Source organism: Terracoccus luteus, from assembly GCF_003635045.1.
Taxonomy (GTDB): domain Bacteria; phylum Actinomycetota; class Actinomycetes; order Actinomycetales; family Dermatophilaceae; genus Terracoccus; species Terracoccus luteus.
The window spans coordinates 137,722-160,540 of record NZ_RBXT01000001.1 but is presented as its reverse complement, the minus strand read 5'-3'; the positions used below and the strand labels follow the sequence as shown (position 1 = coordinate 160,540).

The window sequence follows — 22,819 nt, the reverse complement described above, 5'->3', positions numbered from 1 at the left end:
CCGCGCAGGGCTCGCACCTTCTGCGCACGAGAGAGAAACGATGACCCGCCGGATGCCGTCACGCCGACCTCCCGGTCGCCACCAGTCCCGACAGCACCGTCACGCTCGGGCAGGGTCGCCGCATCCGTCGTTCGCGGGCCGGGCCTACCTCGCGCTGGCCCTGGCACTGCTGGCCGTCGCGGTCGTGCTCGTGGGTCGATACGTGGCGGCACCGGCATCCGCGGCGGTTCCTGTGTCGGTGCCCGTGGCAGTGCCGGTGGCGCGGGGAGACGTCCCGCCGGCGACAGCGTCCGCTCCGGCCACGCCCGTTCCGGCAGGGTCACGGCAGGCCAGGCCGACGGCCGTCCCAGCCCCGACGGCATCCGGGGGTGCGCAGAAGTCCACCAAAGCGGGGAAGGAGAAGCCAGCGGCACGCTCGAGCCGAGGGGCCCTGGCGGCGCCGGTCTCCATCGCGATCTCGAGCGTCGGCATCACGGCTCCCGTGGGCCAGGTCGGCCTCAACCGCGACGGCACCATCGGCGTCCCGACCGACCCACGCCAGGCAGCCTGGTACCGCCTGGGATCGAGGCCCGGCAACCGTGGGCCCGCGGTCATCGTGGGGCACCTAGACTCCGCCGTCGGTCCGGCGGCCTTCTACCGTCTCAGTGAGGTCCGGCCCGGGCAGACCGTGACGGTCACTCGGGCCGACCGATCAGTCGCGCGGTTCACGATCGACGCCGTGCGGTCGTACCGGCGGGACCACTTCCCCACCACAACGGTGTACGGCCCGACCGACTACGCCGGTCTTCGGCTCATCACCTGCGGCGGCGCCTACGACCACAGGACGAAGTCGTACGAGTCGAACACCGTCGTGTTCGCCAGGCTCGCGCGCCCCTGACGCCCGTTGGGGCCGCGGACCGCGGCCCTCACGTCAGAGGGCGGCGGTGAGCTCTAGGTTGACGTCGTCGGGGTCCTGCAGGGAGACGAAGGCGATGCCCTGCTGCTCCAGCGTGGTGATCTCGCCGTGCTCGACGCCTGCCTCCTCGAGTCGGCGGACCGCGTCCTCGAGGTCCGAGACCGAGCCGACCTGGAAGCTGACGTGGTCGAGGCCGACGCGGGTGGAGTCGAAGCGGTCGCCCGCCTCGGCGACGGGACGCAGGCCCAGGAGGTGGTCACCGATGGCGTAGACGCAGCCGCCGTAGAAGCGCTGCGGGTCCGCACGCACCGACGGGTCGTCGACCTCGTCGCTGTGGTCGAGAGCGGGGGCCGCGCCGAAGAGGCGCGAGTAGAACTCCTTGCTGCGCGCGATGTCGGTGACCGTGAGGCGGACGTGGCTGAGGCCGCGGACGTCCGCTACGGCCTTCGGGGTGGTGGCGGTGGTGTCGGGTGTCTCGGACATCGGTGGCTCCGTCTCTCAAGCGCCCACCGGAGCGGGGCGCGGTCGGGTCGGACGTACCCGCTCGCGTCCTCCGCGCCCGGGAGCCTGCGTGTCCGCGGGTGTCGCGGGTGTCCGCGGGTGTCGCGGGTGTCGCGGGTGTCGCGGGTGTCGCGACCACGGATGCGGCATGGTTCTGCGCCCGGCGATGGCCCCGCTGAGTGGTGTCATGCTGGCCATCCCCAGAACGCACCTCACACACCGACCTCCCGGAGCGTCTACCGGTCATGGAGCACCCGTTCGAGCAGACCGTCCGCGACCACGGCGACGTGGTGCTGCGTGTCTGCCGGGCCGTCGTCGGGCCGGCGGACGCCGACGACGCCTGGAGCGAGACGTTCCTGGCCGCCCTCAAGGCGTGGCCCACGCTGCCCGACGACACGAACGTCCGGGCGTGGCTCGTCACCGTCGCGCACCGTAAGGCCGTCGACGTCACCCGCACGCGGGCTCGCCGGGCCGTACCGGTCGACGAGCTGCCCGACCGGCCCGGGCGACCCGACGAGCAGCCGCACACGGCCCTGCCCGACGACGCCCTGTGGTCGGCGCTGGCGCGGCTGCCCCCGAAGCAACGGGCCTGCGTGGCCTACCACCACGTCGCCGGGCTGCCCCACGCCGACGTCGCCGCCGTCGTCGGCGGCACAGCCGCGGCAGCCCGCCGTGCCGCGGCCGACGGCATCGCCGCCCTGCGGGCGACCTACCCGACCGAAGGAGGCTGAACCCCGATGACCGACAACCTCATCGACGCCCTCGAGCAGGGCCCTGACCCCGCGGCACGAGAGGCCGACCACGCCCACGTCACGGAGCTGACCGTGCAGCTCGGCGACCGCGCGTCCGCTGAGGGCGACGTCGACGTCGTGCACCGGCTCGTCGACTCCCCCCTCGGGCCGCTCCTCGTCGCCGCCACCGACCGCGGGCTCGTCCGGGTCGCCTTCGACGAGGTCGAGGGGCACGAGTCCGTCCTCGAGTCCCTGGTCCGCTCCTACGGCCCTCGGGTCCTGCCGGCGCGCAGCCGGCTCGACATCGTCCACCGCCAGCTCGACGCCTACTTCGTCGGCGACCGACACCACTTCGACGTCCCCCTCGACCTGCGGAGAACCAGCGGGTTCCGGGCCACGGTGCTCGACCACCTCCGCGAGATCCCCTACGGCACGACGGAGACGTACGCGACGGTGGCCACGGCATCCGGCAGCCCGAAGGCGGTGCGCGCCGTCGGCACCGCCTGCGCGACGAACCCCCTGCCCGTCGTCGTGCCGTGCCACCGGGTCGTGCGCAGCGACGGGGGTCTCGGGGGCTACCTGGGGGGCGTCGAGGCGAAGCGGGCCCTGCTCGACCTCGAGGGCGCCTGAGCGCGTGCGAGCATCGAGGCATGCGAGGACACCCGTGACCTGGCCCGTCGAGTCGACCCGCGAGGTGTACGCCAACCGGTGGATCACCGTTCGTGAGGATGCCGTTGTGCGCCCCGACGGCGGACGCGGCGTCTACGGGGTCGTGACCATCAACCAGCCGGCCGTCTTCGTCGTGGCCCTGACCGACGACGACGAGATCGTGCTCGTCACCGTCGACCGCCACACCGTCGGTCGGTCCGTCGAGGTACCGGCCGGCGGCACCGACGGGGAGGACCCGCTCGTGGCCGCGAAGCGCGAGCTGCTCGAGGAGACAGGGCTGCTCGCCGACTCGTGGCGCCCGGTCGGCACGATGGCTGCGCTCAACGGCATCTGCGAGGCTCCCGAGCACGTGTACCTCGCCACCGGGCTGCGCACCGCCGACGGCGCCGCCCTCACGGACGGCCTCGGCAGCGACGGTCTCGGCGGTGACGGCGACGGCCTCGGCGGCGACGGCCAGGACGAGGAGGGCATCAGCGAGGTGAGGCGGGTGCCGGTGGCCCACGTGCTCGAGATGGTGCGCGACGGCGAGATCACCGACGGCGAGACGGTCGCGTCGCTGCTCTACGCGCTGCTCGCCCTCGGCCGGGTGGGCTGAGCCGGTGACGGCCTCGAACGGGCGGGTCCGAAGCCGCGGGCCGAACCGGTCGCGCCGGCCGGGTCGCAGCCCGATGCAACGGTCCGGGGCCGCCGTGTGTCTTGACAGGTGCACCCACCCACCGGCGGGGGCGACCCACGGGCCACCGGAGCCGACGGAGACGCGATGAGACGCAGGGACGAGGCAGCCTTCGCCGCCTTCGTCACGGAGCGGCAGACGATGCTGCGCCGCCGCGCCTACCTGCTCTGCGGCAGCTGGGCCGACGGTGACGAGCTCGTGCAGGAGGCCCTGGCGCGCGTCTACGTCGCCTGGCCCCGCATCGCGCCCGGCGCCGAGACCGCCTACACGAGGACCACGATGATGAACCTCTTCCTCAACGACCGCCGCAAGAAGCGGCGCGAGGTGCTCACCGACGAGCCACCCGAGCCCCAGGCCGCGACCCAGACCGGGCCCGACCGCGAGCTCGCCCTCACCCTCGGCGGGATGCTCGACGACCTGCCCGACGCGCAGCGGGCCGTGCTCGTCCTCCGCTTCTGGGAGGACCTCACCGTTCCTCAGATCGCCACCGCCACCGGCGTGGCCGAGGGCACCGTCAAGAGCCAGATCTCGCGGGCGGTCGCCGCCCTGCGCCACCGGCTCGTCGACCCGCCGACCGACCTCGCCACCGGCGGAGCGGGGGTGGCGACATGAGCGACGAGCTGGGCGAGCGCCGCGAGCAGCGGGCCGCCACCGACCACGACGAACGACGACTGAGGGAGGTGCTGGGCGGCGTGGACGAGCTCGAGCCACCCCGGGACGACGCCTTCGCCGAGCGCGCCGTCCAGCGCGGTCGGGCCCTCGCCGGGCGCCGACGGCGGTCGGTGTTCCAGGGCGTGGCCGCCGCGGCGGCCGTCGTGGTTCTCGCCGGCGGCGTCTGGGCGGTCGGACGGTCGGGCGCCGACTCCGCCGCGGAGAGCGCGGCGGCCGGCGTGACGACGCAGGAGCCGGCCCTGGCGCCCGCCACGGCTGCACCCGGCGTCGGTCCGGAAGGGCCCGTCGCGAGCCCCGGTGCCCGCGGCACCGGCGACGCGCAGGGGCCGGACGGCGCCACCTCCACCGGCGCGCCCGCCGCTCCGAACACCTCCGGATCGCCCGGCGTGTCCGTCGCCCCCGGGCCCCCCGGCGCCGGCACCGACGGGTCGACCGGGGCGCCCGCTCCGAGCGACAGCCCGGGCTCCGTCCCGACCGCACTGCCCGACCCCGGCCTGACGGGTGTCGCACCCGAGCGCGACTCGTCCCTCTGGCTGCCCGGGCCGCTGACCCCACAACGCACCGCCTTCGACTCCATCGGCACGACCCTCGTCGCGCGCTGGCCCGACGTCTTCGCCGGCGCGTACGCGACCGACGACACCAACACGCGCGTCGTCGTCACCCTCACCCGCCGTGACGCCGCGCTCGAGTCCTTCGTCACCGGCGCCATGCCCGGTGCCGGCGACGTCACCTTCCGCGTCGTCTCCCACTCGTACGCCACGAAGCAGGCCGTGGCGCAAGCGGTCGAGAAGGATGCCGGTGGGCTGCGTTCTCAGGGCGTCGTGCTCACCGGTGTCAGCATCGACGCCCGCACCGACCGGGTCGTCGTCGCGGCCGACGAGTCGCGCGCTCCCGGCGCCCTCGAGCGGACGTACGGAGCCGACATCGTCTCCGTCGTCCCGCCCCGCCTCGCCACCCCGCCCGACGTCAAGCTGCCCGACGGCTCCACCCTGCCGACGCCTCCGTGAGCCCACGCGCCGACCCGGCCACGACGGCATCCTCGGGCGCTGTCGCCGCACGCCCCTAGGCTGGTCCGATGGAGCAGCCCGCCGCCCTGCAGGCCCCGATGAGCCCGATCGACGCCCTGCGCCGCGTGTGCTTCCTGCTCGAGCGGGGGCGCGAGAGCAGCTACCGCATCGACGCCTTCCGGCGCACGATCGAGGCCATCACGCTCGTCGGCGACGACGAGCTGCGCGAACGGGTCGAGGCGGGAACCCTCAAGCAGATCAAGGGGGTCGGCGACTCGAGCGCCGCGATCATCGGCCAGGCCGTGCTTGGGGTCGTGCCCGCCTACCTCACCACCGTCGAGGAGAAGCACGGCGAGCCGCTGACCCGCGACGGGGCCGAGCTGTACGCGGCGCTGCGGGGCGACCTGCACGCCCACTCGAACTGGAGCGACGGCGGCAGCCCCATCGAGGAGATGGTGCTCGCCGCGGTGACGCTCGGGCAGGAGTGGCTGGCCCTCACCGACCACTCCCCGCGCCTCAAGGTCGCCAACGGGCTGAGCCGCGAGCGCCTCACCGACCAGCTGGCCCGGGTCGACGCCATCAACGCGAGCCTCGGCGACTCGTTCCGACTGCTCAAGGGCATCGAGGTCGACATCAACCTCGACGGCTCTCTCGACCAGGAAGACGACATGCTCGACCGGCTCGAGGTCGTCACCGCGTCGGTGCACTCCAAGCTGCGCCAGCCCGCCTTCGAGATGACCCCACGCATGCTCGCCGCCGTGCGCAACCCCCGCACCAACGTCCTCGGCCACTGCACCGGTCAGCTCGTCACCGGCGGGCGCGGCACCCGCCCGCAGTCGCAGTTCGACGCCGAGAAGGTCTTCACGGCCTGCCTCGAGAACGACGTCGCGGTCGAGATCAACAGCCGCCCCGAGCGCTGCGACCCGCCCGACGAGCTCATCGAGATCGCCCGCGACCTGGGCTGCCTCTTCACCATCGACTCCGACGCCCACGCCCCCGGCCAGCTCGACATGAAGAGCCTCGGCTGCGCGCGAGCCGAGCAGCACGGCATCCCGGCCGAGCGCATCGTCACGACGTGGCCCCTCGACGACGTCCTGACGTGGGCGCGCGGCTGAGTCCGGGGGCAGCGACGACGATTTGGAGGGGGGCCGCGGCAGCCCCTATAGTCAGGGCGTCCCAACGGACAGGTCGGGCTAGTCCCCATCGTCTAGCGGCCTAGGACTCCGCCCTTTCACGGCGGCAGCACGGGTTCGAATCCCGTTGGGGATACGTAGTACTGTTCCACCCGCACCACCCAGCACCACCATCAAGGCCCCGTAGCGCAGTTGGTTAGCGCGCCGCCCTGTCACGGCGGAGGTCGCCGGTTCGAGCCCGGTCGGGGTCGCCCCATCACGAAGGCGCCGCTCTCACGAGCGGCGCCTTCGTCGTTCCCGGTGAATACCCCCGCCCTCCCGGGCCGTCGGATGCCGGGGGGCTCAGTCGCGTCGGCGGCCGCGGCGGGCGGGCTCGGGGTGCACGATGACCCAGGTGGCCACCGTGACGGCATCCGACTGGTTGCTGAGGCGGTGCGGCGTCTCGCACGCGTACGAGATCGAGTCGCCGGCGCGCAGCACGACCCGCTCGTCGGCGAAGTCCACGACGAGCTCGCCCTGGGTGACGGTGCCGATCTCGAAGCCGCTGTGGGTGATGAGCTCGTTCTGCGAGCTGCCCGTCGAGCCCGGCGGGTAGGTCGACTCGAAGAAGTCGACGCCGCGGGCCATCCCGGGCGACAGCCGGCGGAAGCGCACTCCCCCGTCGAGCGTCAGCGTCTCCACCTCGAGGGCGCGGCGCAGCGAGTAGCTGTTGGGCGGCGGTGCCGGGTGGGTGTCGGTGAACTCCCCCTCACGGAAGAGGTCGACGAGCGAGACGCCGAGCACCGTGACGATGGCGAAGAGACGGTTGACCGAGGGACGCAGCACGCCGCGCTCGATCTGGCTCAGGGCGCTGGCCGAGATGTCGAGCCGCCGGGCCACCGAGCGCAGTGACTGCCCCTTCGCCTCGCGCAGCGACCGCAGCCGCAGCCCGAGCTGCTCGGCGTCGAACGCCTCGAGGGAGGCGAGCGCCTCCAGCGACGCCTCGTCTGCCGGGCGGTCGGCCGGGCGGTCGGCCGGGTGCTCGGCCACGTCGTCGGATGCCGAGCCCGACGACCCGTCGGACCGCCCGTCCGCCTCGTCGACCGCCGGCACTGCCATGTCCTGCGCCACTGTTCACCCTCCCCTTCACGACCCGAGCCCTGACCCTCTCACACCGTTGCCGTCACGCCTCGACCTCGCCCCCTCCACGCGAGCGCGCGCGACGAAACGGGGCCGCCGCACGAACTTCACACCGACGAAACCCATTGACAAGTGTTAACCCATAGATTCACACTCGGTCGCAGCTCGGACGCACGACCGCTCGGCCCCCTACCTGCCCCACCTCCAGTGAGGACGCCATGACCGCCAGAGAGCCCATCGCCGCCTTCGCCCCACCGACGACGCCGGCGCCCACCGTCGCCGCTCCCAGCAGGACGGGGGCGCCCGCCGTCCCCGGCGGCGGACCGCACGAGCCCGGCCCGACCGAGGCCCTGGCCGAGGTCACCGGCAACGTCCTGCCCCACCACGACCCGCGCCTCACCAACGAGGACCTCGCCCCGCTGCGCAAGCAGACGTGGAGCACGTACAACATCTTCGCCTTCTGGATGAGCGACGTGCACAGCGTCGGCGGCTACGTCACGGCCGGCAGCCTCTTCGCCCTCGGCATCGCCAGCTGGCAGGTGCTCGTGTCGCTCATCGTCGGCATCGTCATCGTCCAGGTGTTCTGCAACCTCGTGGCCAAGCCGAGCCAGAAGACGGCCGTGCCCTACCCCGTCATCAACCGCGCGGTGTTCGGCGTCAAGGGCGCCAACATCCCGGCGATCATCCGCGGCCTCATCGCCGTCGCCTGGTACGGCGTACAGACCTTCCTCGCCGCCGAGGCGCTCAACATCATCTTCCTCAAGTTCATCCCGAGCAGCGCCTCCCTCCTCGAGAGCAGCTTCCTCGGCCTCAACACCCTCGGCTGGATCTCCTACGCCATCCTCTGGGTCGCCCAGGCCGCCCTGTTCTGGACCGGCATGGAGACCATTCGCAGGTTCATCGACTTCGCCGGGCCCGCCGTCTACGTCGTCATGATCGCCCTCGCCGTCTACCTCGTCAGCAAGGCCGGCATCAGCAACATCTCGCTCGACCTCTCGACCGGCCCCGAGCTGAGCTTCGGCCAGTCCATCCCCGTGATGCTCTCGGCCATCGCCCTCGTCGTCAGCTACTTCTCCGGCCCGATGCTCAACTTCGGCGACTTCAGCCGCTACGGCCAGAGCTTCACCGCCGTCAAGAAGGGCAACCTGCTCGGCCTCCCGGTCAACTTCCTCTTCTTCTCGCTGCTCACGGTCATCTGCGCCTCGGCCACCGTCCCCGTCTTCGGCCAGCTGCTCACCGACCCGATCAAGACGGTCCAGGCCATCGACACCCCCTTCGCGATCCTGCTCGGCGGCCTCACCTTCGTCACCGCGACGGTCGGCATCAACATCGTCGCCAACTTCATCAGCCCGGCCTTCGACTTCTCCAACGTCAACCCGCAGAAGATCAGCTGGCGCATGGGCGGCATGATCGCCGCCGTCGGCTCGGTGCTGCTGACGCCGTGGAACTGGTACGCCAACGACACCGCGATCCACTACACGCTGGGGGTGCTCGGTGCCCTCATCGGCCCGCTCTTCGGCATCCTCATCGCGGGCTACTACGTCATCGGCCGCCAGCGGGTGCACGTCGACGACATGTTCTCCATGTCGCCGAAGGGTCGCTACTGGTTCACCAACGGCTACAACCGCAACGCCGTCATGACCATGGCCATCGCCGGCGTCGTCTCGGTCGCCTCGGCGGTGCTGCCCAAGACGATCGCCGACCTCGGCGGCCCCGACGTCACATCGCTGTCGAGCTACAGCTGGTTCATCGGCTGCGGGCTCGGGTTCGTCGTGCTCGTCGCCCTCGAGCGACGCCACCCCCAGATCCCCGTGCTCGACCCGAGCGACCCCGGCGTCAACCTCGGCGACGAGAACGAGCACGCGTCGGTCGCGAGCGCCCGGACGGCGGGCTGACCGTGCTCATCCGGGTCATCAACCCCAACACCACCCGGGCCATGACCGACCTCATCGGTCGGTGCGCCCGGGTGGTGGCGGCCCCCGGCACCGTCGTCGAGGCCGTCACGCCGTCGATGGGGCCGGCGTCCATCGAGAGCCACTACGAGGAGGCGCTCGCCGTCCCCGGCATCCTCGAGCAGGTCGCACAGGGTGAGCGCGACGGCGCCGACGCCTACGTGCTCGCCTGCTTCGGCGACCCCGGGCTCGACGCCGCGCGCGAGCTCGCCACGGGTCCGGTGCTCGGCATCGCCGAGGCCGCCATGCACGCGGCGACGATGGTCGGGCGCCGCTTCAGCATCGTCACGACCCTCGGACGCACGATGGGCCGCGCGCACGAGCTCGTCGACCGCTACGGCTTCCGCGACGCCTGCGCCGGGGTGCACGCGTGCGAGATCCCCGTGCTCGAGCTCGACGCGCCGGGCTCGCGGGCCGAGGCGATCGTCACCGACTACTGCCGTCTCGCCGTCGAGGGTGACGGGGCGGATGCCGTCGTGCTCGGCTGCGCGGGGATGGCCGACCTCTGCGCGCGCATCTCGGATGCCGTCGGGGTCCCCGTCGTCGACGGCGTCACCGCCGCGACGACCCTGGCCCAGTCGCTCGTCACGCTGGGCCTGCGCCCGGCGGTCGCGGGCGAGTACGCGACGCCGCCGCCCAAGGCGATGCGCGGGCTGCTCGCACCGTTCGAGATCGCCGCAGCGGCCGTCGGTGGCGGCCCGTCGCCGGCCGCGGCCCCGCTCGTCGTCACGGCCGACTGACCGCCGCGCGCACCGTCTCGAGTGGACCTCGCCGAACGAACCGTTCGAGGTCGAACGCACTGGTGGGTGTCGAACGCGTCGGTACACCGGCGCGTTCGACGCTCAGCGCCGTGCTCGACCTCGAACGGTTCGTTCGAGTAGCTAGGCCTGGGCGCCGGGGTGGGCGCGCGAGGCCGACCACTCGGCATCCCCGCGCTGGCTCCCAACCCCCGGCATCCACGTCCGAGGCAGGATGCCGGTGGGTGGCACGAGAAGCGCCGCCGGACTTCGTCGCCGCGCACCAAGACGCCACCGGGTCGGGCCGGTTGACTGGCCGGACGGCGCCACCGCGCCGGCTCCCGACCCGCGAAGGACGGCCCACCGATGACGACCACCGCGACCTCCAGGCACGACGCCGGCCGCGCCGAGCAGCCTGGCGCCACTGCCGGCGCCGCCCTCGACGCCGACCACTGGCGGCAGCGGCTCACCGAGCTGGCCGCCAAGCACGGGGTGCCGGGCGCGGGCCTGGCCGTGCTGCGGGTCGGGGCCGACGGCGGCGATGACGCGGTCGTCGAGGCCGCCCACGGCGTGCTCAACACCGCGACCGGGGTCGAGGTGACGACCGACTCCGCCTTCCAGATCGGCTCGATCAGCAAGGTCTGGACCGCCACGGTCGTCATGCAGCTCGTCGACGAGGGCCGGCTCGAGCTCGACGCGCCGCTGCGCGACGTGCTGCCCGAGCTCGAGGTGGCCGACGAGGACGTCGCCGCACGGGTGACGATGCGCCACCTGCTCACCCACACGAGCGGCATCGACGGCGACGTCTTCACCGACACCGGCCGCGGCGACGACTGCGTCGAGAAGTACGTCGCCTCGCTCGGCGAGGTCCCGCAGAACCACCCCCTCGGCGCCACCTTCTCGTACTGCAACACCGGCTTCACCATCGCCGGCCGCGTCATCGAGAAGCTCACCGGCGGCACGTGGGACGCCGCCGTGCGCAGCCGCCTCTTCGAGCCGCTCGGCCTCTCGCACGCCTCGACCCTGCCCGAGGAGGCCATCCTCGGCCGGGCGGCGGTCGGCCACGTCGGCGAGCCCGACGAGGAGCCGCGCCCGACCCCGCGCTGGCTGCTGCCGCGCTCGCTCGGACCGGCGGGGCTCATCAACGCGACCGCCCTCGAGGTGACGCAGTTCGCCCGCATGCACCTCGCGGGCGGCGTCGCTGCCGACGGCACCCGCATCCTGTCGGCCGAGGCCGTCGAGCAGATGCAGCAGCCGCAGACCGAGCTGCCCGACACGCACACCCTGGGCGACTCGTGGGGTCTCGGCTGGATCCTCTTCTCGTGGGACGGCCACCGCCTCATCGGCCACGACGGCAACACCCTGGGCCAGGCCGCCTTCCTGCGCGTGCTGCCCGAGGCCGGCCTGGCCGTCGCGCTGCTGACCAACGGCGGGCACGCCGGCGACCTGTTCGACGAGCTGTACGCCGAGGTGTTCGACGAGGTCGGCGGACTGGCCAAGCCGGGTCGCCTGCAGCCCGCCGACCCCGCACCCGAGGTTGACCTCGGCAAGCACGTCGGCGTCTACGAGCGCACCTCCGTGCGCACCGAGGTGCTCGAGCGCGACGGCGGCCTCGTGCTGCGCACGACGAGCACCGACCCGCTCATCGACGACGACCCCGAGAACCTCACGCACGAGTACGCCCTGCACCCCGTCACCGACGACCTCTACGTGATGCGCCCGCCGGCCACCGTCGGCTGGATCCCCGTGACGTTCTACTCCCTCGACGACGGCACGCCCTACCTGCACTACGGCGCCCGGGCCAACCCGAAGCGCTCGTGACGACGGGCGAGCCGAGCGCGCCGGGCACCCCGGAGGCCGACGGCACCGACGGCACCGACAGCACCGACAGCACCGACAGCACCGACCGGCATCCGGCCCCGTTCAGCGGCACGTTCGGCCCCGAGCTCGTGACCGCCTTGCGGGAGCGTCTCCCGCAGCTGCTCGACGACCTCGGCGAGCTCGTGCGCGTCGAGTCGCCGTCGAGCGACCAGGATGCCGTCCGGGCCAGCGCCGCCGTCGTGGCCCCGCAGGGCGAGCGTGCCCTCGGCGAACCCCCCGAGGTCGTCGACGTCGACGGCTGCCGTCACCTGCGCTGGCGCCTCGGTGACGGACCGCGGCGCGTGCTCGTGCTGTGCCACCACGACACGGTGTGGCCGGTGGGCACCCTCGACCGGATGCCGTGGAGCGTGACCGACGGCGTCGCCCGCGGGCCCGGCTGCTTCGACATGCTCGCCGGGCTCGTGCAGGGGCTGCACGGGCTGGCCGCGCTGCGTGAGCGCGGCGTCTCCCTCGACGGGGTCACCGTGCTCGTGACCGGCGACGAGGAGACCGGGTCGCCCACCTCCCGGGCGCTCATCGAGGCGGAGGCCGCCGGCTGCGACGCCGCCCTCGTGCTCGAGGCGAGCGCCGACGGCGGTGCCCTCAAGACGGGGCGCAAGGGGGCCTCGCTCTACCGGGTCCGGGTGGAGGGGCGTGCCGCCCACGCCGGCCTCGAGCCCGAGCGCGGTGTCAACGCGACGGTCGAGCTGGCCCACCAAGTGCTCACCGTCGCGGAACTCGGTGACGCGGCCCTCGGCACGAGCGTCACGCCCACGGCGCTGACCTCCGGGACCACGCTCAACACCGTGCCGGCACAGGGCGAGCTGTCCGTCGACGCCCGGGCGCTGACGGTCGACGAGCAGCAGCGGGTGCACACTGCGATGACGGCGCTGACCCCGACGGTGGAGGGGTCCCAGGTGCAGGTGACCGGCGGGCCGAACCGGCCTCCGCTCGAACCCGCCCTGACGGCAACGCTGTTCGCGGCAGCGCAGACGGTCGCGGAGCGGCTCGACCTCCCGGCCCTGACCGGTGTCACCGTCGGCGGCGCGTCCGACGGCAACTTCACGGCCGGGGTCGGGGTGCCGACGCTCGACGGGCTGGGCGCGGTCGGCGGTGGGGCCCACGGCGACGACGAGCACGTCGTCGTCGACACCATGCCCGAGCGGGCCGCCCTGCTGGCCGGGCTCGTCGCCCACCTCCTCGCGAACGCCGACGACCGGTGACGCGCGAGACGCCGGTGACCACTCGACAGGTCGTCAGCGCCCACTCGACGGGGGCGACGCGCCCTCTCGACGGGTGAGGAGGGGTGACGTCATGGTGAGCGAGTGCGACGTCCTCGTCGTCGGCGGGCGGGTGCTCGACCCCGAGACCGGGCTCGACGGCACCCGGTCGGTGGCGGTGACCGACGGGCGCATCACCGCGGTGCTCGACGCGAACGACCCTGTGCCATCAGCGAACCGGACCATCGACGCGACCGGGCTCGTCGTGGCCCCCGGTTTCGTCGACCTGCACAGCCACGCGCAGACCATCACCGGTCACCGGCTGCAGGCGCTCGACGGGGTGACGACCGCGCTCGACCTCGAGGGCGGCGCGTTGCCCGTCGCGCAGACGTACGCCCTCGCCGAGCAGGAGGGCCGGCCCCTCAACTTCGGCTTCTCCGCCGCCTGGACCTCGGCGCGCATGAAGGTGCTCGACGGCGTCGTGCCGGTCGCGCACCCCTCGGGGGCGCTGACGACCTTCGCCGCGCACCAGGCCGGGGCGCGGTGGCGCGGGCCGGCGACGCCCACCGAGGTCGACGGCATCCTCGCGCTGCTCGAGCAGGGGGTGGCCGAGGGCGCCGTCGGGATCGGGGTGCTCGTCGGGTACGCCCCCGACAGCGAGCGCCGCGAGTACTTCGAGCTGTCCCGCCTCGCCGAGCGCCTCGGCGTCCCGACGTTCACGCACGCCCGCTACCTGTCGAACCGCGAGCCGCACGGCTCGCTCGAGGGCGCCCTCGAGGTCATCTCGGCCGCGGCCGGCACGGGCGCCCACATGCACCTCTGCCACGTCAACAGCACGTCGAACCGCATGATCGAGCAGGTCGCCCACGCCATCGACCGGGCCCGCGGGGTCGGGGTGCGCGTCAGCACGGAGGCCTACCCCTACGGCGCCGGGTCGACCGTCGTCGGCGCCGCCTTCCTCGCCCCGGAGGCGCTCGAGCAGGCCGGGCTGCGCCCCGACTCGCTGACCTACCTGCCGACCAACGAGAGGGTGCGTGACGCCGCGCACCTGCGCGAGCTGCGCGAGACCGACCCCGGCGCCCTCGTCGTCGTGCACTTCCTCGACGAGACGGATGCCGGTGACCTCGCCCTGCTCGAGCGCTCGCTGCTGCTCGACGACGTCGCCATCGCGACCGACGCCATGCCGACCGTCGACGCGGCCGGCCGCCCGGCCGACGACCGCTGGCCCCTGCCGCCGGGGCTCGTGTCACACCCCCGCAGCGCGGGCACGTTCTCGCGCACGCTGCGCTGGCTCGTGCGCGAGCGCGGCGCCCTGTCGCTGCTCGAGGCGGTGCGGCGCTGCACCCTCGTGCCGGCCCGGGTGCTCGAGGCGGCGGTTCCCGCCATGCGGCACAAGGGCCGGGTCCAGGTCGGCTGCGACGCGGACCTCGTCGTGCTCGACCCCGACCGCATCGGTGACCGGGCGACGTACACGCACCTCGCGCCCTCCGTCGGGGTGCGGCACCTGCTCGTCGGCGGCACCGCGGTCGTGCGCGACGGCGAGCTGATGACCGACGCGCTGCCCGGTCGCCCCGTCCGCTCCGCCCCGCGCGACGCCGCCCGCCCGCCGAGTCCGCCGAGCCCGCTGAGCCCGCCGCGCCCGCCGGTGCGATGACGAGCGCTGCCTATGATGGCGCGCGAACCTCGGGAGCGGTACGGGGGCAGGCGAGCTCAGGGAGACGGCCCATGGCGGCGCGGGCGGGCATCGGCCGCATCATCGAGCACCTCGGCTCCACGCTGCTCGACCTCGTCGCCGGCGACGCCGAGGGCCCCCGTGCCGACTCGGGCGTCGGCGCGGTCGTCATCCACGACCCCCTCGACGAGCAGCCGCTGCCGCCCCGCGCGCTCGTGCTCGGTGTCGGGGTGCGCGGCGCCGACGACATCGCGACCCTGCTGCGAGACCTCTCGGCGCACGACGGCGCCGGTCTCGTCGTGCGCTCACCCGTCGCCGTCGACGACACCGTCCGGCAGGTCGCGAGCGAGACGGGCACCCTGGTCTTCGGCCTGACCCGCGGCGCCAGCTGGAACCAGCTCGCGGCCCTGCTGCGCGAGCTGCTCGGCGGGTCGGGCATCGGCGACCCCGGGTCGTCCGGCGCCACCGCGGGGGGCGAGCCCGAGACGCTCGCCGGGGTACCGGCCGGCGACCTCTTCGCCCTCGCCAACGCCATCGGCGCCCTGCTCGACGCGCCCGTCACCATCGAGGACCGCAGCTCACGACTGCTCGCCTTCTCGGGCCGGCAGGACGAGGCCGACGAGCCGCGCATCGAGACGGTCCTCGGGCGCCAGGTGCCCGAGCGCTACCTGCGGCGGCTCGAGCAGCTCGGCGTCTTCCGACGCCTGTACGCCTCGGACCGGCCGGTCTTCACGAGCGCCGACGACATCGGCCACGGCGTGACCCTCGGCCGTGCGGCGGTCGCGGTACGGGCCGGCGACGAGCTGCTCGGCTCCATCTGGGCGGTGCTGCCCGACGAGCTCAGCCCCGACCGCGAGCAGGCCCTCGTCGACGCCGCGAAGCTCGTCGCGCTGCACCTGCTGCGGGTGCGGGCCGGGGCCGACGTCGGCCGCCGGCTCGTCGCCGACCTCGTCGCCACGGCGCTCGAGGGCGGGGCCGGCGCCGTCGAGGCCCTCGGCCGTCTCGGCCTCGCCGACCGCCCCCTCGTCGTGCTCGCCCTCGGCCTGCCCGACGAGACCGACGGGCGCGAGTCGCACTCGATGGCCCGCCGCGAGACGGAGCGCCAGCGGGTGACCGACGCCCTGTCGATCCACCTGTCCGCCCTGCACCCCGGCTCGGTCGTCGCGTCCGTCGGCGGGGTCGCGTACGGCATCCTGCCCGTCAGCGAGGCGAGCGAGGATGCCGAGGAGCGGGCCGTGCGCGTCGCCTCCGAGTTCCTCTCGCGCACGAGCACCGGCCCGCAGGCCCACGTGGGGGTGGGCCGCGCGGCCCCCGACGTGTCCCGGCTGGCGAGGGCCCGCACCGACGCCGACCGGGCCCTGCGGGTGCTGCGCCAGGGCGCCGGCCAGCGGCGCGTCGCCCGGGTCAGCGACGTGCAGGTCGAGTCGCTGGTGCTCCAGCTCGGCGACCTCGCGGCCGCCGAGGGAGCCGAGCCGACCGGCCCCATCGCCCGGCTGCGCGCCTACGACACCGAGCACCGCAGCCAGCTCACCGCCACCCTCTCCGCGTGGCTCGACTCGGCCGGCGACGTCGGGGCCGCGGCCGCGCGGGTGCACGTGCACGTCAACACGTTCCGCTACCGCCTGCGTCGAATCGCCGAGATCGGCGGCATCGACCTCGACGACGCCGACTCCCGCTTCGCCGCCATGCTCCAGCTGCGTCTCCTGCGCGACTGACCCGTCGAGAGGGCGCTCGGCCCCCGTCGAGTGGTCAGCGACGGACGACGTAGCCGACCGAGGCGTCGAAGCCGACGACGCGCCCGCTGTCGTCGAGCAGCCGCCCGAGGGCCTCACGCACCGCCGTCCGCCACTCGCGAGCGAGCGCCGGCTCCGTCACGCGCAGCGCCTCGACGTCACGCGGCACCGCGACGAGCGTCACCGGGGAGTCCGTCGGTCCGTCCGCAGCGACGGGCTCGCCACGCGACCCGACCCCGAGGGCCACGCCGGCCCCGTCGGCCACCAGCCGGGCCAGGTCGACCCGCCTCGGGATGCCGGCGCACGCGCGCTCAGCCTCGGGCGAGACGAGGTCCCACCGCACGAGCAGCCGATCGGTGGCGTCGCCGCCGTTGATGGCGTCGCCCATCGGCCCGTAGAAGTCGGGCAGGTACTGCACCGGGTCGGCGGCGAGCTTGACGACGTTGACGTGTGCGTTGCGGGCGACGAGGGGGTCGAAGGTCCACTCGACCGTCGCGACGTCGCGGGCGAGGGCCCACTCGCGCTGCAGCGCCTTGAGCGCGAAGCCGACGTGGCGCCGCCGCGCGCTCGCGGCCACGCCGGCGATGTGGCTGTGCATGGCGTGGTGGGCCGGCGGCCCGAAGAAGCCGACACAGCCGCCGACGAGCCGCCCCTCGTCGAAGGCGCCCCCGACGAAGTCGCCCGCCTTGCTGAACGCCCGCAGCAGCTCGGTCGTCAGCGGTGGGGTGCCCCAGATGGTGCTGAAGAGCGCCACCATCTCGCGCAGCTCGTCGAGGTCGTCGACCGGGCGAACCTCGACTCCGGCCGCGCGCGCGGCCCGCTCGGCGGCACCGTCACCGAGGCTGACGGTGGTCGTGCTCACGAGGCGCCCACCGGCGCCGGCGACGGGTCTCGCGATCCGGCATCCGCCGGTGTGTCGGATGCCGGGTCCGTTGCGTCGGGCGCGTCGGTGGCATCGACGGCGTCGGGTACGTGGCGGGTCAGCCAGTCGACCACCCGCTCGTTGTAGTCGAGGCGGTGCGAGGGACGCCCTTCGACGATGAACAGGTGTGACGCGCCCGGGTAGAGCACGAGCCGGGACGGCACCCGCCGGGCACGCAGGCCGTAGTGCCACTGCTGCGCCTGGCCCACCGGGCAGCGGTGGTCGTCGGCCCCGTGCAGCACGAGGGTCGGGGTGCGCACCTCGTGCACGCGGGCGATGGGCGAGAGCCGCTCGTAGAGCTCGGGGTCGGCCCACGGCTCGGCGCCGAGCTCGTTCTCGACGAAGAAGGCGCCGTCGTCGGCCGTCCCGACGATGCTGCGCAGGTCGGTGACGACACCGCCGGCGACCGCCGCCGCGAAACGGTGGTCGCGTGAGGTGAGGTGGCAGGTCATGAAGCCGCCGTAGCTGTAGCCGGTCACGGCGAGACGGTCGGGGTCGGCCAGGCCCTCGGCGACGAGGGCGTCGACGGGCTCGAGGAAGTCGGCGGCGTCCGCCTCGCCCCAGGCACCGGCGACGGCGGTGAAGAAGGTCTCCCCGTAGCCGTCCGACCCTCGCGGGTTGACGAGCAGCACCGCCCAGCCCGTCGCGACGAGCTGCTGGTGGTAGAGGTGGACGGGGTCGGCGGCCCCGTTCCACGCGTTGTGCGGGCCGCCGTGCACGTCGAGCAGCAGCGGGTACGGGCCGGGTCGGCCCGGCGGGGTGAGGAGCCAGGCCTGCACCACCGTGCCGTCGCCGATGGTGAACTCGCGCGCCACGCGGCGCACGAGCTCGGTGCCCGCCAACGAGGCGGCGTGGTCGGTGAGCACGGTCACCGCATCGCTGTCGCGGCCGGGGCGGGCGGCGTCGTCGACGTCGAGCGAGACCACCTCCGCGAAGGCGTCAGGCGTGCTGCGCACCGTCACCGCCCGCGACCCGGCCACCGACAGGCCGGACACGACGATCCCCTCGCCGCCCAGCAGCCGCTGCGGCTCGCCGCCGTCGAGGGGCACCGAGAAGAGGTGGGTGCAGCCGCGGTCTCGGGCGCAGAACAGCACGCTCTTGCCGTCGCTCGTCAGCACCGGCGTCGCCCCGGGGTAGGCCGGACCGCCCGCCATGACGTTGCGGTCGAAGGCGGGGGCGAGGTCGACGACGTCGTCCTCGGCGGACCCACCGCCCAGCGTCACGCGCAGCAGGTGGGCGTGCCCGGACGGGGCACCGGCCGTCCCGACGACGACGAGGGACGTGCCGTCTTGTGTCCACGTGACGGCCTGCGCGTACCCGTCGCCGAGCCCCACCTGCCGCGCGACGGCGCCGGCCTCGAGGGCGTCGACGACGTGCACCGGGCACCGGGTCCGCAGGTCGCCGTCGGCGGTGACGTCGGCGCAGAAGGCGATGCGGCGGCTGTCCGGTGCCCACGCGAGAGCGCCCACGTGCCAGTCCCCCTCGGTCACCTGACGGCAGTCACCCGACTCGACGTCTACGACGTGCAGGTGCCGTCGGCGGGTACCGAGGTAGCCGGACCCGTCGGGGTGGTAGTCGAGCCGGTCGGCGACGACGGGCCGGGCGGCAGCGTCGGCGGTCTCGCCGGCCAGGTCGACGACGGCACCGAAGGCGAGGTACCTCCCGTCGGGGCTCCACTGCGGCGCGCCCGCGCCGAGCGGCAGGTCGGTGAGCCGGGTCGCCTCGCCGCCGTCGGCGGGCAGCAGCCACAGCTGGGGTGCGCCGCCGCCGTCACCCCTGTCGCCGGCGTCTCCGCCGCCACCGGAGGCGCGACGCACGAAGGCCATCCGCCGCCCGTCGGGCGACCAGGCCGGGGAGCCGTCGCCGACACCGCCGGTCAGCGGCTCGGGGTCGTGCCCGTCGCGCACCCGCCACAGCCGGTCGACGTCGCGGTCGTCGGCGAGGTCGACGGTGCGCAGCACGTAGACGACCTGCGTGCCGTCGGGTGACACGGCGGCCCCCCACGGCGTGGCGACGGCGGCGAGGTCGTCGACACGCATCGGTCGGGTGCTGCCCGCCTCGGTGCGGTGGGGACGGGTCACGAGGCTCCCTGGAGGTCGGCCGCACCGGTGTCGGGGGCAGGATCGGTGGTGGCGTCGATCGTGGGGTCGGCGGGCTTCTGCCGACCGTCGAGGTGCAGCCCGGATGCCGGAACGCCCCGTCCCGCAGCGTCGCTCGCGTCGCGCGTCGCCGGGCCGACGGCGAGCGGCGGTGCGAAGTGGCACGCGGCGAGGTGGAGGTGCTCGGTCGTCGGGGCGTCGGTGCGGCACACCTCGCGGTCACTCCGCACCACCGGTCCGACGGGGCAGCGAGGGTGGTAGCGGCAGCCCGTCGGGGGCGTGTGGGGGTCGGCGGGCTCGGCCAGCGCCACCCCGTCGAGGCCACCGACCGGCATCCGGTCGCTCTCGGCGTGCAGCGACTCGGGCACGGCGGCCAGCAGGTCACGGGTATACGGGTGCTGGGGGTTGCTCAGCACCTCGTCGGCCGGGCCGTGCTCGACGATGCGGCCGAGGTACATGACGGCGATGGTGCGGGCGACGTACCGCACGACGGCGAGGTTGTGCGAGATGAAGAGCATCGACGTGCCGAGCTCGCGCTGGAGGTCGACGACGAGGTTGAGCACCGTGCCCTGGATGGACACGTCGAGGGCAGAGGTGATCTCGTCGGCCACGATGACGTCGGGGCGCGCGGCGAGCGCCCGGGCGAGCGCGACCCGCTGCCGTTGACCGCCCGACAGCAGACCCGGGTAGGCATGGGCCCGGTCGCCGTCGAGGTCGACGAGCTCGAGCAGACGGGTCACCTCGGCGCGGCGGGCTCCGCCCCGCACCCCGCGCGGCATGGCCTCGGCGATGCTCTCGCCGATCGTCATGCGCGGGTCGAGCGACGAGTACGGGTCCTGGAAGACCATCTGCACGGGGTTCGGACCCCTCCTCCCCCGGGCCGGCGCACCGATCGGCTTGCCGTCGAGCAGGATCCGCCCGCCGGAGACGGGGGTGAGCCCGGCGGCGGCCCGGGCGAGCGTCGACTTTCCGGAGCCAGACTCCCCCACGAGACCGACGATCTCGCTGTCGGGTACGACGAGGTCCACCCCGTCGACGGCGGTGAGGCCGCGTCGGCGGCTGCCGAAGCGCACGCTGACGTCCTCGAATCTCAGCTCGCTCACGACCCGGCCTCCCCCGCGTGCCAGCAGGCGACCCGGCCGCTACCGGCCACCGTCACGAGGGGCGGGTCGACCGCCCGACAGTGGTCGTCGGCGAGGGGGCAGCGTGCGGCGTACGCGCAGCCGACGGGCTGGTGCGCGGGGTCGACCGGGCGCCCGGCGATGACGGGCAGCGGTCGGCCGCGGTCGACGTCCATGTCGGGCACCGTCGCGACGAGGGCGCGCGTGTAGGGGTGCAGGGCGCCCGTGGCGAGGCGGTCGGACGGGAGGTCCTCGACGATGCGCCCCGCGTACATGACGAGTACCCGCTCGCAGACCTGCCGCACGACCGCGACGTCGTGGCTGATGAGCAGCAGCGCGACGTCACCGTCACGGCGCACGGCGGCGAGCAGGTCGAGCACCTGACGCTGCACCGTGACGTCGAGGGCGGTCGTCGGCTCGTCGGCGACGACGAGGGCCGGCTGGCCCATGAGCCCCATGGCGATCATCGCCCGCTGCCGCATGCCGCCCGAGAACTCGTGCGGGTACTGGCGGGCGCGCCGCTCGGCCGCGGGGACCCGCACCCCGCGCAGGCGGTCGACGGCGCGGTCCATGGCCTGACGACGGCCGAGGCCGGCGTGCGTACGTGACACCTCGGCGAGCTGCCGCCCGATGCGCTGGGTCGGGTTGAACGAGGTCATCGGGTCCTGGAAGACCATCGCGAACGAGGTGCCGAGCACCGATCGCGTCGCCTTCGTCAGGGGGCCGCGCAGGTCGTGCCCGAGGAAGGTCAGCCGGGTCGCCTCCGTCTCCCCCGGCGTCTCGACGAGGCGGGCCACCGCGAGGGCGGTGAGCGACTTGCCGGAGCCGGACTCCCCCACGACGCCCACGCCCTCGCCTCGGTGCACGGTGAAGCCGACGCCGCGCACGGGGGTGACCGGGCCGTCGGCGCCGGGGTAGCGCACCGTGAGGTCGGCGACGTCGAGCACGACCTCACGGTCGTCGGCGGTCACGGCGGTCCGGGCGGTCGCGCCGGCCGCCACCGTCGCACCGGATGCCGTCGTGGCCGGCGCCACGGAGGACACCGCCGATGCCGTCGTGGCCGAGTTCCGTTGCGCTGTGGCGTTATTCGCTACCGAGTCGCCGGCGCGGCCGCGACGACGACGCCGATCGGACGGCATCCGGCCCACGGTCGCGGTGAGGCCGAGGCCCTTGGCGACGGCCTCACCGAAGAGGTTGAAGGCCAGCCCGGCCACGACGATGGCGGCGCCGGGCGCGAGCGCGCCCTCGGGGTGGACGTAGATGCCGCCGAGGCCGTCCTGCAGCAGCCGGCCCCAGTCGTAGGCGGGGGCCTGCACGCCGAGACCGAGGAACGACAGACCGGCGAACGCGAGCAGCGCCCCACCGGCGCCGATGGTGGCGTTGACGACGAGGGGCTCGCCGATGTTCGGCAGCACGTGGCGCACGAGCAGCCGCAGCCGCGAGACCCCGGCGAGGCGGGCGGCGGCGACGTAGTCACGGTCGGCGATGCCGGCGGCGAGTGTCTGGGTGAGGCGGGCGAACGAGGGCGCGCCGGCGAAGCCGATGGCCAGCACCGCGCCCGTCGTGCCGACGCCGAAGACGACGGCGAAGAAGAGCGCGAGCAGCAGCCCCGGGAAGGCGACGGCGATGTTGACGAGGGCGACGACGGGTGCCCCCAGCCGACGCCCCAGCACGATCGGCGCCGTGCCGAGCAGCAGCCCCGCGACGACGGCGATGACGGTGGCAGCGAGGGCCAGCCCGACCGAGAGGCGGGTGGCGACGAGGACGCGGAAGAAGAGGTCGCGACCGAGGTTGTCGGTGCCGACCCAGTGGTCGGACGATGCGCCCTCGAGGATGCGGGTCGTGTCGACGGCCTCGGCGCGGTCGCCCCAGATGATCGGTGCCAGCACGGCCACGACGAGCACGAGCCCGAGCAGCAGCGAGGCGCTCAGCCCGACCGGGGTGCGCAGCACGGCGAGCCAGCGGCGGGCGCCCGACCGGCGGCGCGACGCGGGGCCGGCCGGACCGGCCGGACCCGGCGGGCCAGCGACGAGCTCACCACCCGGCCCGCCGAGCTGACCCGGCTGGCCCGGTACGGCCTGGGCGACCTGCGACTGGGCCATC

The 22,819-nt window shown here is 74.2% G+C and carries 19 protein-coding genes and 2 tRNA genes; 15 read left to right on the top strand and 6 right to left on the bottom strand.

Going from position 1 to position 22,819, the window contains the following annotated elements:
• The first annotated feature begins 40 nt into the window (after nt 1–40).
• Entirely contained in the window at nt 41–877 is an 837-nt protein-coding gene (locus tag DFJ68_RS00755; RefSeq protein ID WP_338067392.1) for a class F sortase, read from the top strand.
• Between the two features lie 33 nt (nt 878–910).
• Here the strand turns inward: DFJ68_RS00755 and DFJ68_RS00750 are convergent, their stop codons facing one another.
• Nucleotides 911–1,378, bottom strand: coding sequence for a VOC family protein (locus tag DFJ68_RS00750; RefSeq protein WP_121030204.1), 468 nt, complete (start codon nt 1,376–1,378; stop codon nt 911–913).
• Nucleotides 1,379–1,641: 263 nt separating this feature from the next.
• Here DFJ68_RS00750 and DFJ68_RS00745 point away from each other — a divergent pair, with 263 nt between their 5' ends.
• From DFJ68_RS00745 to DFJ68_RS00710, 8 genes are all read left to right on the top strand, one after another.
• Nucleotides 1,642–2,127 (top strand): RNA polymerase sigma factor, encoded by a 486-nt coding sequence (locus DFJ68_RS00745; protein ID WP_121030202.1) that lies wholly within the window; start codon nt 1,642–1,644, stop codon nt 2,125–2,127.
• Between the two features lie 6 nt (nt 2,128–2,133).
• Nucleotides 2,134–2,757, top strand: coding sequence for a methylated-DNA--[protein]-cysteine S-methyltransferase (locus tag DFJ68_RS00740; protein WP_121030200.1), 624 nt, complete (start codon nt 2,134–2,136; stop codon nt 2,755–2,757).
• A gap of 34 nt (nt 2,758–2,791) precedes the next feature.
• Entirely contained in the window at nt 2,792–3,391 is a 600-nt protein-coding gene (locus DFJ68_RS00735; RefSeq protein ID WP_121030198.1) for an NUDIX domain-containing protein, read from the top strand.
• Nucleotides 3,392–3,556: 165 nt separating this feature from the next.
• Nucleotides 3,557–4,081, top strand: coding sequence for an RNA polymerase sigma factor (locus DFJ68_RS00730; protein ID WP_121030196.1), 525 nt, complete (start codon nt 3,557–3,559; stop codon nt 4,079–4,081).
• A complete protein-coding gene (locus tag DFJ68_RS00725) occupies nt 4,078–5,148 on the top strand; it encodes a hypothetical protein (protein WP_121030194.1) in 1,071 nt (356 codons plus the stop codon). Before DFJ68_RS00730 ends, DFJ68_RS00725 begins: the two co-directional genes overlap by 4 nt.
• A gap of 68 nt (nt 5,149–5,216) precedes the next feature.
• Nucleotides 5,217–6,263: a PHP domain-containing protein gene (locus DFJ68_RS00720; RefSeq protein ID WP_121030192.1), complete on the top strand. Its 1,047-nt coding sequence runs from the start codon at nt 5,217–5,219 to the stop codon at nt 6,261–6,263.
• 81 nt (nt 6,264–6,344) lie between these two features.
• Nucleotides 6,345–6,417 (top strand) — tRNA-Glu (locus tag DFJ68_RS00715).
• A 41-nt stretch (nt 6,418–6,458) separates the two neighbouring features.
• Nucleotides 6,459–6,532: transfer RNA gene (locus tag DFJ68_RS00710), tRNA-Asp, on the top strand.
• Nucleotides 6,533–6,623: 91 nt separating this feature from the next.
• Here the strand turns inward: DFJ68_RS00710 and DFJ68_RS00705 are convergent.
• Nucleotides 6,624–7,379, bottom strand: coding sequence for a helix-turn-helix domain-containing protein (locus DFJ68_RS00705; protein WP_121030189.1), 756 nt, complete (start codon nt 7,377–7,379; stop codon nt 6,624–6,626).
• 239 nt (nt 7,380–7,618) lie between these two features.
• On the opposite strand from DFJ68_RS00705, the gene DFJ68_RS00700 reads away from it, so the two are divergent.
• The 6 genes from DFJ68_RS00700 to DFJ68_RS00675 all read left to right on the top strand — a co-directional run bounded on the left by DFJ68_RS00700 (nt 7,619) and on the right by DFJ68_RS00675 (nt 16,556).
• Nucleotides 7,619–9,295: an NCS1 family nucleobase:cation symporter-1 gene (locus tag DFJ68_RS00700; protein WP_121030187.1), complete on the top strand. Its 1,677-nt coding sequence runs from the start codon at nt 7,619–7,621 to the stop codon at nt 9,293–9,295.
• A 2-nt stretch (nt 9,296–9,297) separates the two neighbouring features.
• Nucleotides 9,298–10,092: an aspartate/glutamate racemase family protein gene (locus DFJ68_RS00695; protein ID WP_121030185.1), complete on the top strand. Its 795-nt coding sequence runs from the start codon at nt 9,298–9,300 to the stop codon at nt 10,090–10,092.
• Nucleotides 10,093–10,455: 363 nt separating this feature from the next.
• Nucleotides 10,456–11,910, top strand: coding sequence for a serine hydrolase domain-containing protein (locus tag DFJ68_RS00690; RefSeq protein ID WP_121030183.1), 1,455 nt, complete (start codon nt 10,456–10,458; stop codon nt 11,908–11,910).
• Complete coding sequence (locus DFJ68_RS00685; RefSeq protein WP_245963366.1) at nt 11,907–13,172, top strand: M20 family metallopeptidase; 1,266 nt, start codon at nt 11,907–11,909, stop codon at nt 13,170–13,172. Before DFJ68_RS00690 ends, DFJ68_RS00685 begins: the two co-directional genes overlap by 4 nt.
• Before the next feature lie 91 nt (nt 13,173–13,263).
• Nucleotides 13,264–14,823 carry an amidohydrolase family protein gene (locus tag DFJ68_RS00680; RefSeq protein ID WP_121030181.1) on the top strand — a complete coding sequence of 520 codons (1,560 nt, stop codon included), beginning with the start codon at nt 13,264–13,266 and terminating at the stop codon, nt 14,821–14,823.
• A 71-nt stretch (nt 14,824–14,894) separates the two neighbouring features.
• On the top strand, nt 14,895–16,556 hold the full coding sequence (locus DFJ68_RS00675; protein WP_121030179.1) for a PucR family transcriptional regulator: 1,662 nt from the start codon (nt 14,895–14,897) through the stop codon (nt 16,554–16,556).
• A 34-nt stretch (nt 16,557–16,590) separates the two neighbouring features.
• Here DFJ68_RS00675 and DFJ68_RS00670 read toward each other — a convergent pair whose 3' ends face one another.
• From DFJ68_RS00670 to DFJ68_RS00655, 4 genes are read right to left on the bottom strand one after another with little or no spacing between them, the layout of a single operon-like run.
• Nucleotides 16,591–17,436, bottom strand: a complete 846-nt coding sequence (locus DFJ68_RS00670; RefSeq protein ID WP_121030177.1) for a GNAT family N-acetyltransferase — start codon at nt 17,434–17,436, stop codon at nt 16,591–16,593.
• Nucleotides 17,433–19,577: a S9 family peptidase gene (locus tag DFJ68_RS00665; RefSeq protein ID WP_211333239.1), complete on the bottom strand. Its 2,145-nt coding sequence runs from the start codon at nt 19,575–19,577 to the stop codon at nt 17,433–17,435. The genes DFJ68_RS00670 and DFJ68_RS00665 overlap by 4 nt, the downstream gene beginning before the upstream one ends.
• Nucleotides 19,574–20,698, bottom strand: coding sequence for an ABC transporter ATP-binding protein (locus DFJ68_RS00660; RefSeq protein ID WP_121030175.1), 1,125 nt, complete (start codon nt 20,696–20,698; stop codon nt 19,574–19,576). The genes DFJ68_RS00665 and DFJ68_RS00660 overlap by 4 nt, the downstream gene beginning before the upstream one ends.
• Entirely contained in the window at nt 20,695–22,818 is a 2,124-nt protein-coding gene (locus DFJ68_RS00655) for a dipeptide/oligopeptide/nickel ABC transporter permease/ATP-binding protein (protein ID WP_121030173.1), read from the bottom strand. The genes DFJ68_RS00660 and DFJ68_RS00655 overlap by 4 nt, the downstream gene beginning before the upstream one ends.
• Nucleotide 22,819 lies beyond the last annotated feature (1 nt).

Bases quoted from the DNA above. Each gene is read 5' to 3' on its own strand.
- DFJ68_RS00755 (WP_338067392.1), top strand. From the start codon at position 41: ATGACCCGCCGGATGCCGTCACGCCGACCTCCCGGTCGCCACCAGTCC.
- DFJ68_RS00750 (WP_121030204.1), bottom strand. From the start codon at position 1,378: ATGTCCGAGACACCCGACACCACCGCCACCACCCCGAAGGCCGTAGCG.
- DFJ68_RS00745 (WP_121030202.1), top strand. From the start codon at position 1,642: ATGGAGCACCCGTTCGAGCAGACCGTCCGCGACCACGGCGACGTGGTG.
- DFJ68_RS00740 (WP_121030200.1), top strand. From the start codon at position 2,134: ATGACCGACAACCTCATCGACGCCCTCGAGCAGGGCCCTGACCCCGCG.
- DFJ68_RS00730 (WP_121030196.1), top strand. From the start codon at position 3,557: ATGAGACGCAGGGACGAGGCAGCCTTCGCCGCCTTCGTCACGGAGCGG.
- DFJ68_RS00725 (WP_121030194.1), top strand. From the start codon at position 4,078: ATGAGCGACGAGCTGGGCGAGCGCCGCGAGCAGCGGGCCGCCACCGAC.
- DFJ68_RS00720 (WP_121030192.1), top strand. From the start codon at position 5,217: ATGGAGCAGCCCGCCGCCCTGCAGGCCCCGATGAGCCCGATCGACGCC.
- DFJ68_RS00705 (WP_121030189.1), bottom strand. From the start codon at position 7,379: ATGGCAGTGCCGGCGGTCGACGAGGCGGACGGGCGGTCCGACGGGTCG.
- DFJ68_RS00700 (WP_121030187.1), top strand. From the start codon at position 7,619: ATGACCGCCAGAGAGCCCATCGCCGCCTTCGCCCCACCGACGACGCCG.
- DFJ68_RS00690 (WP_121030183.1), top strand. From the start codon at position 10,456: ATGACGACCACCGCGACCTCCAGGCACGACGCCGGCCGCGCCGAGCAG.
- DFJ68_RS00680 (WP_121030181.1), top strand. From the start codon at position 13,264: ATGGTGAGCGAGTGCGACGTCCTCGTCGTCGGCGGGCGGGTGCTCGAC.
- DFJ68_RS00675 (WP_121030179.1), top strand. From the start codon at position 14,895: ATGGCGGCGCGGGCGGGCATCGGCCGCATCATCGAGCACCTCGGCTCC.
- DFJ68_RS00655 (WP_121030173.1), bottom strand. From the start codon at position 22,818: ATGGCCCAGTCGCAGGTCGCCCAGGCCGTACCGGGCCAGCCGGGTCAG.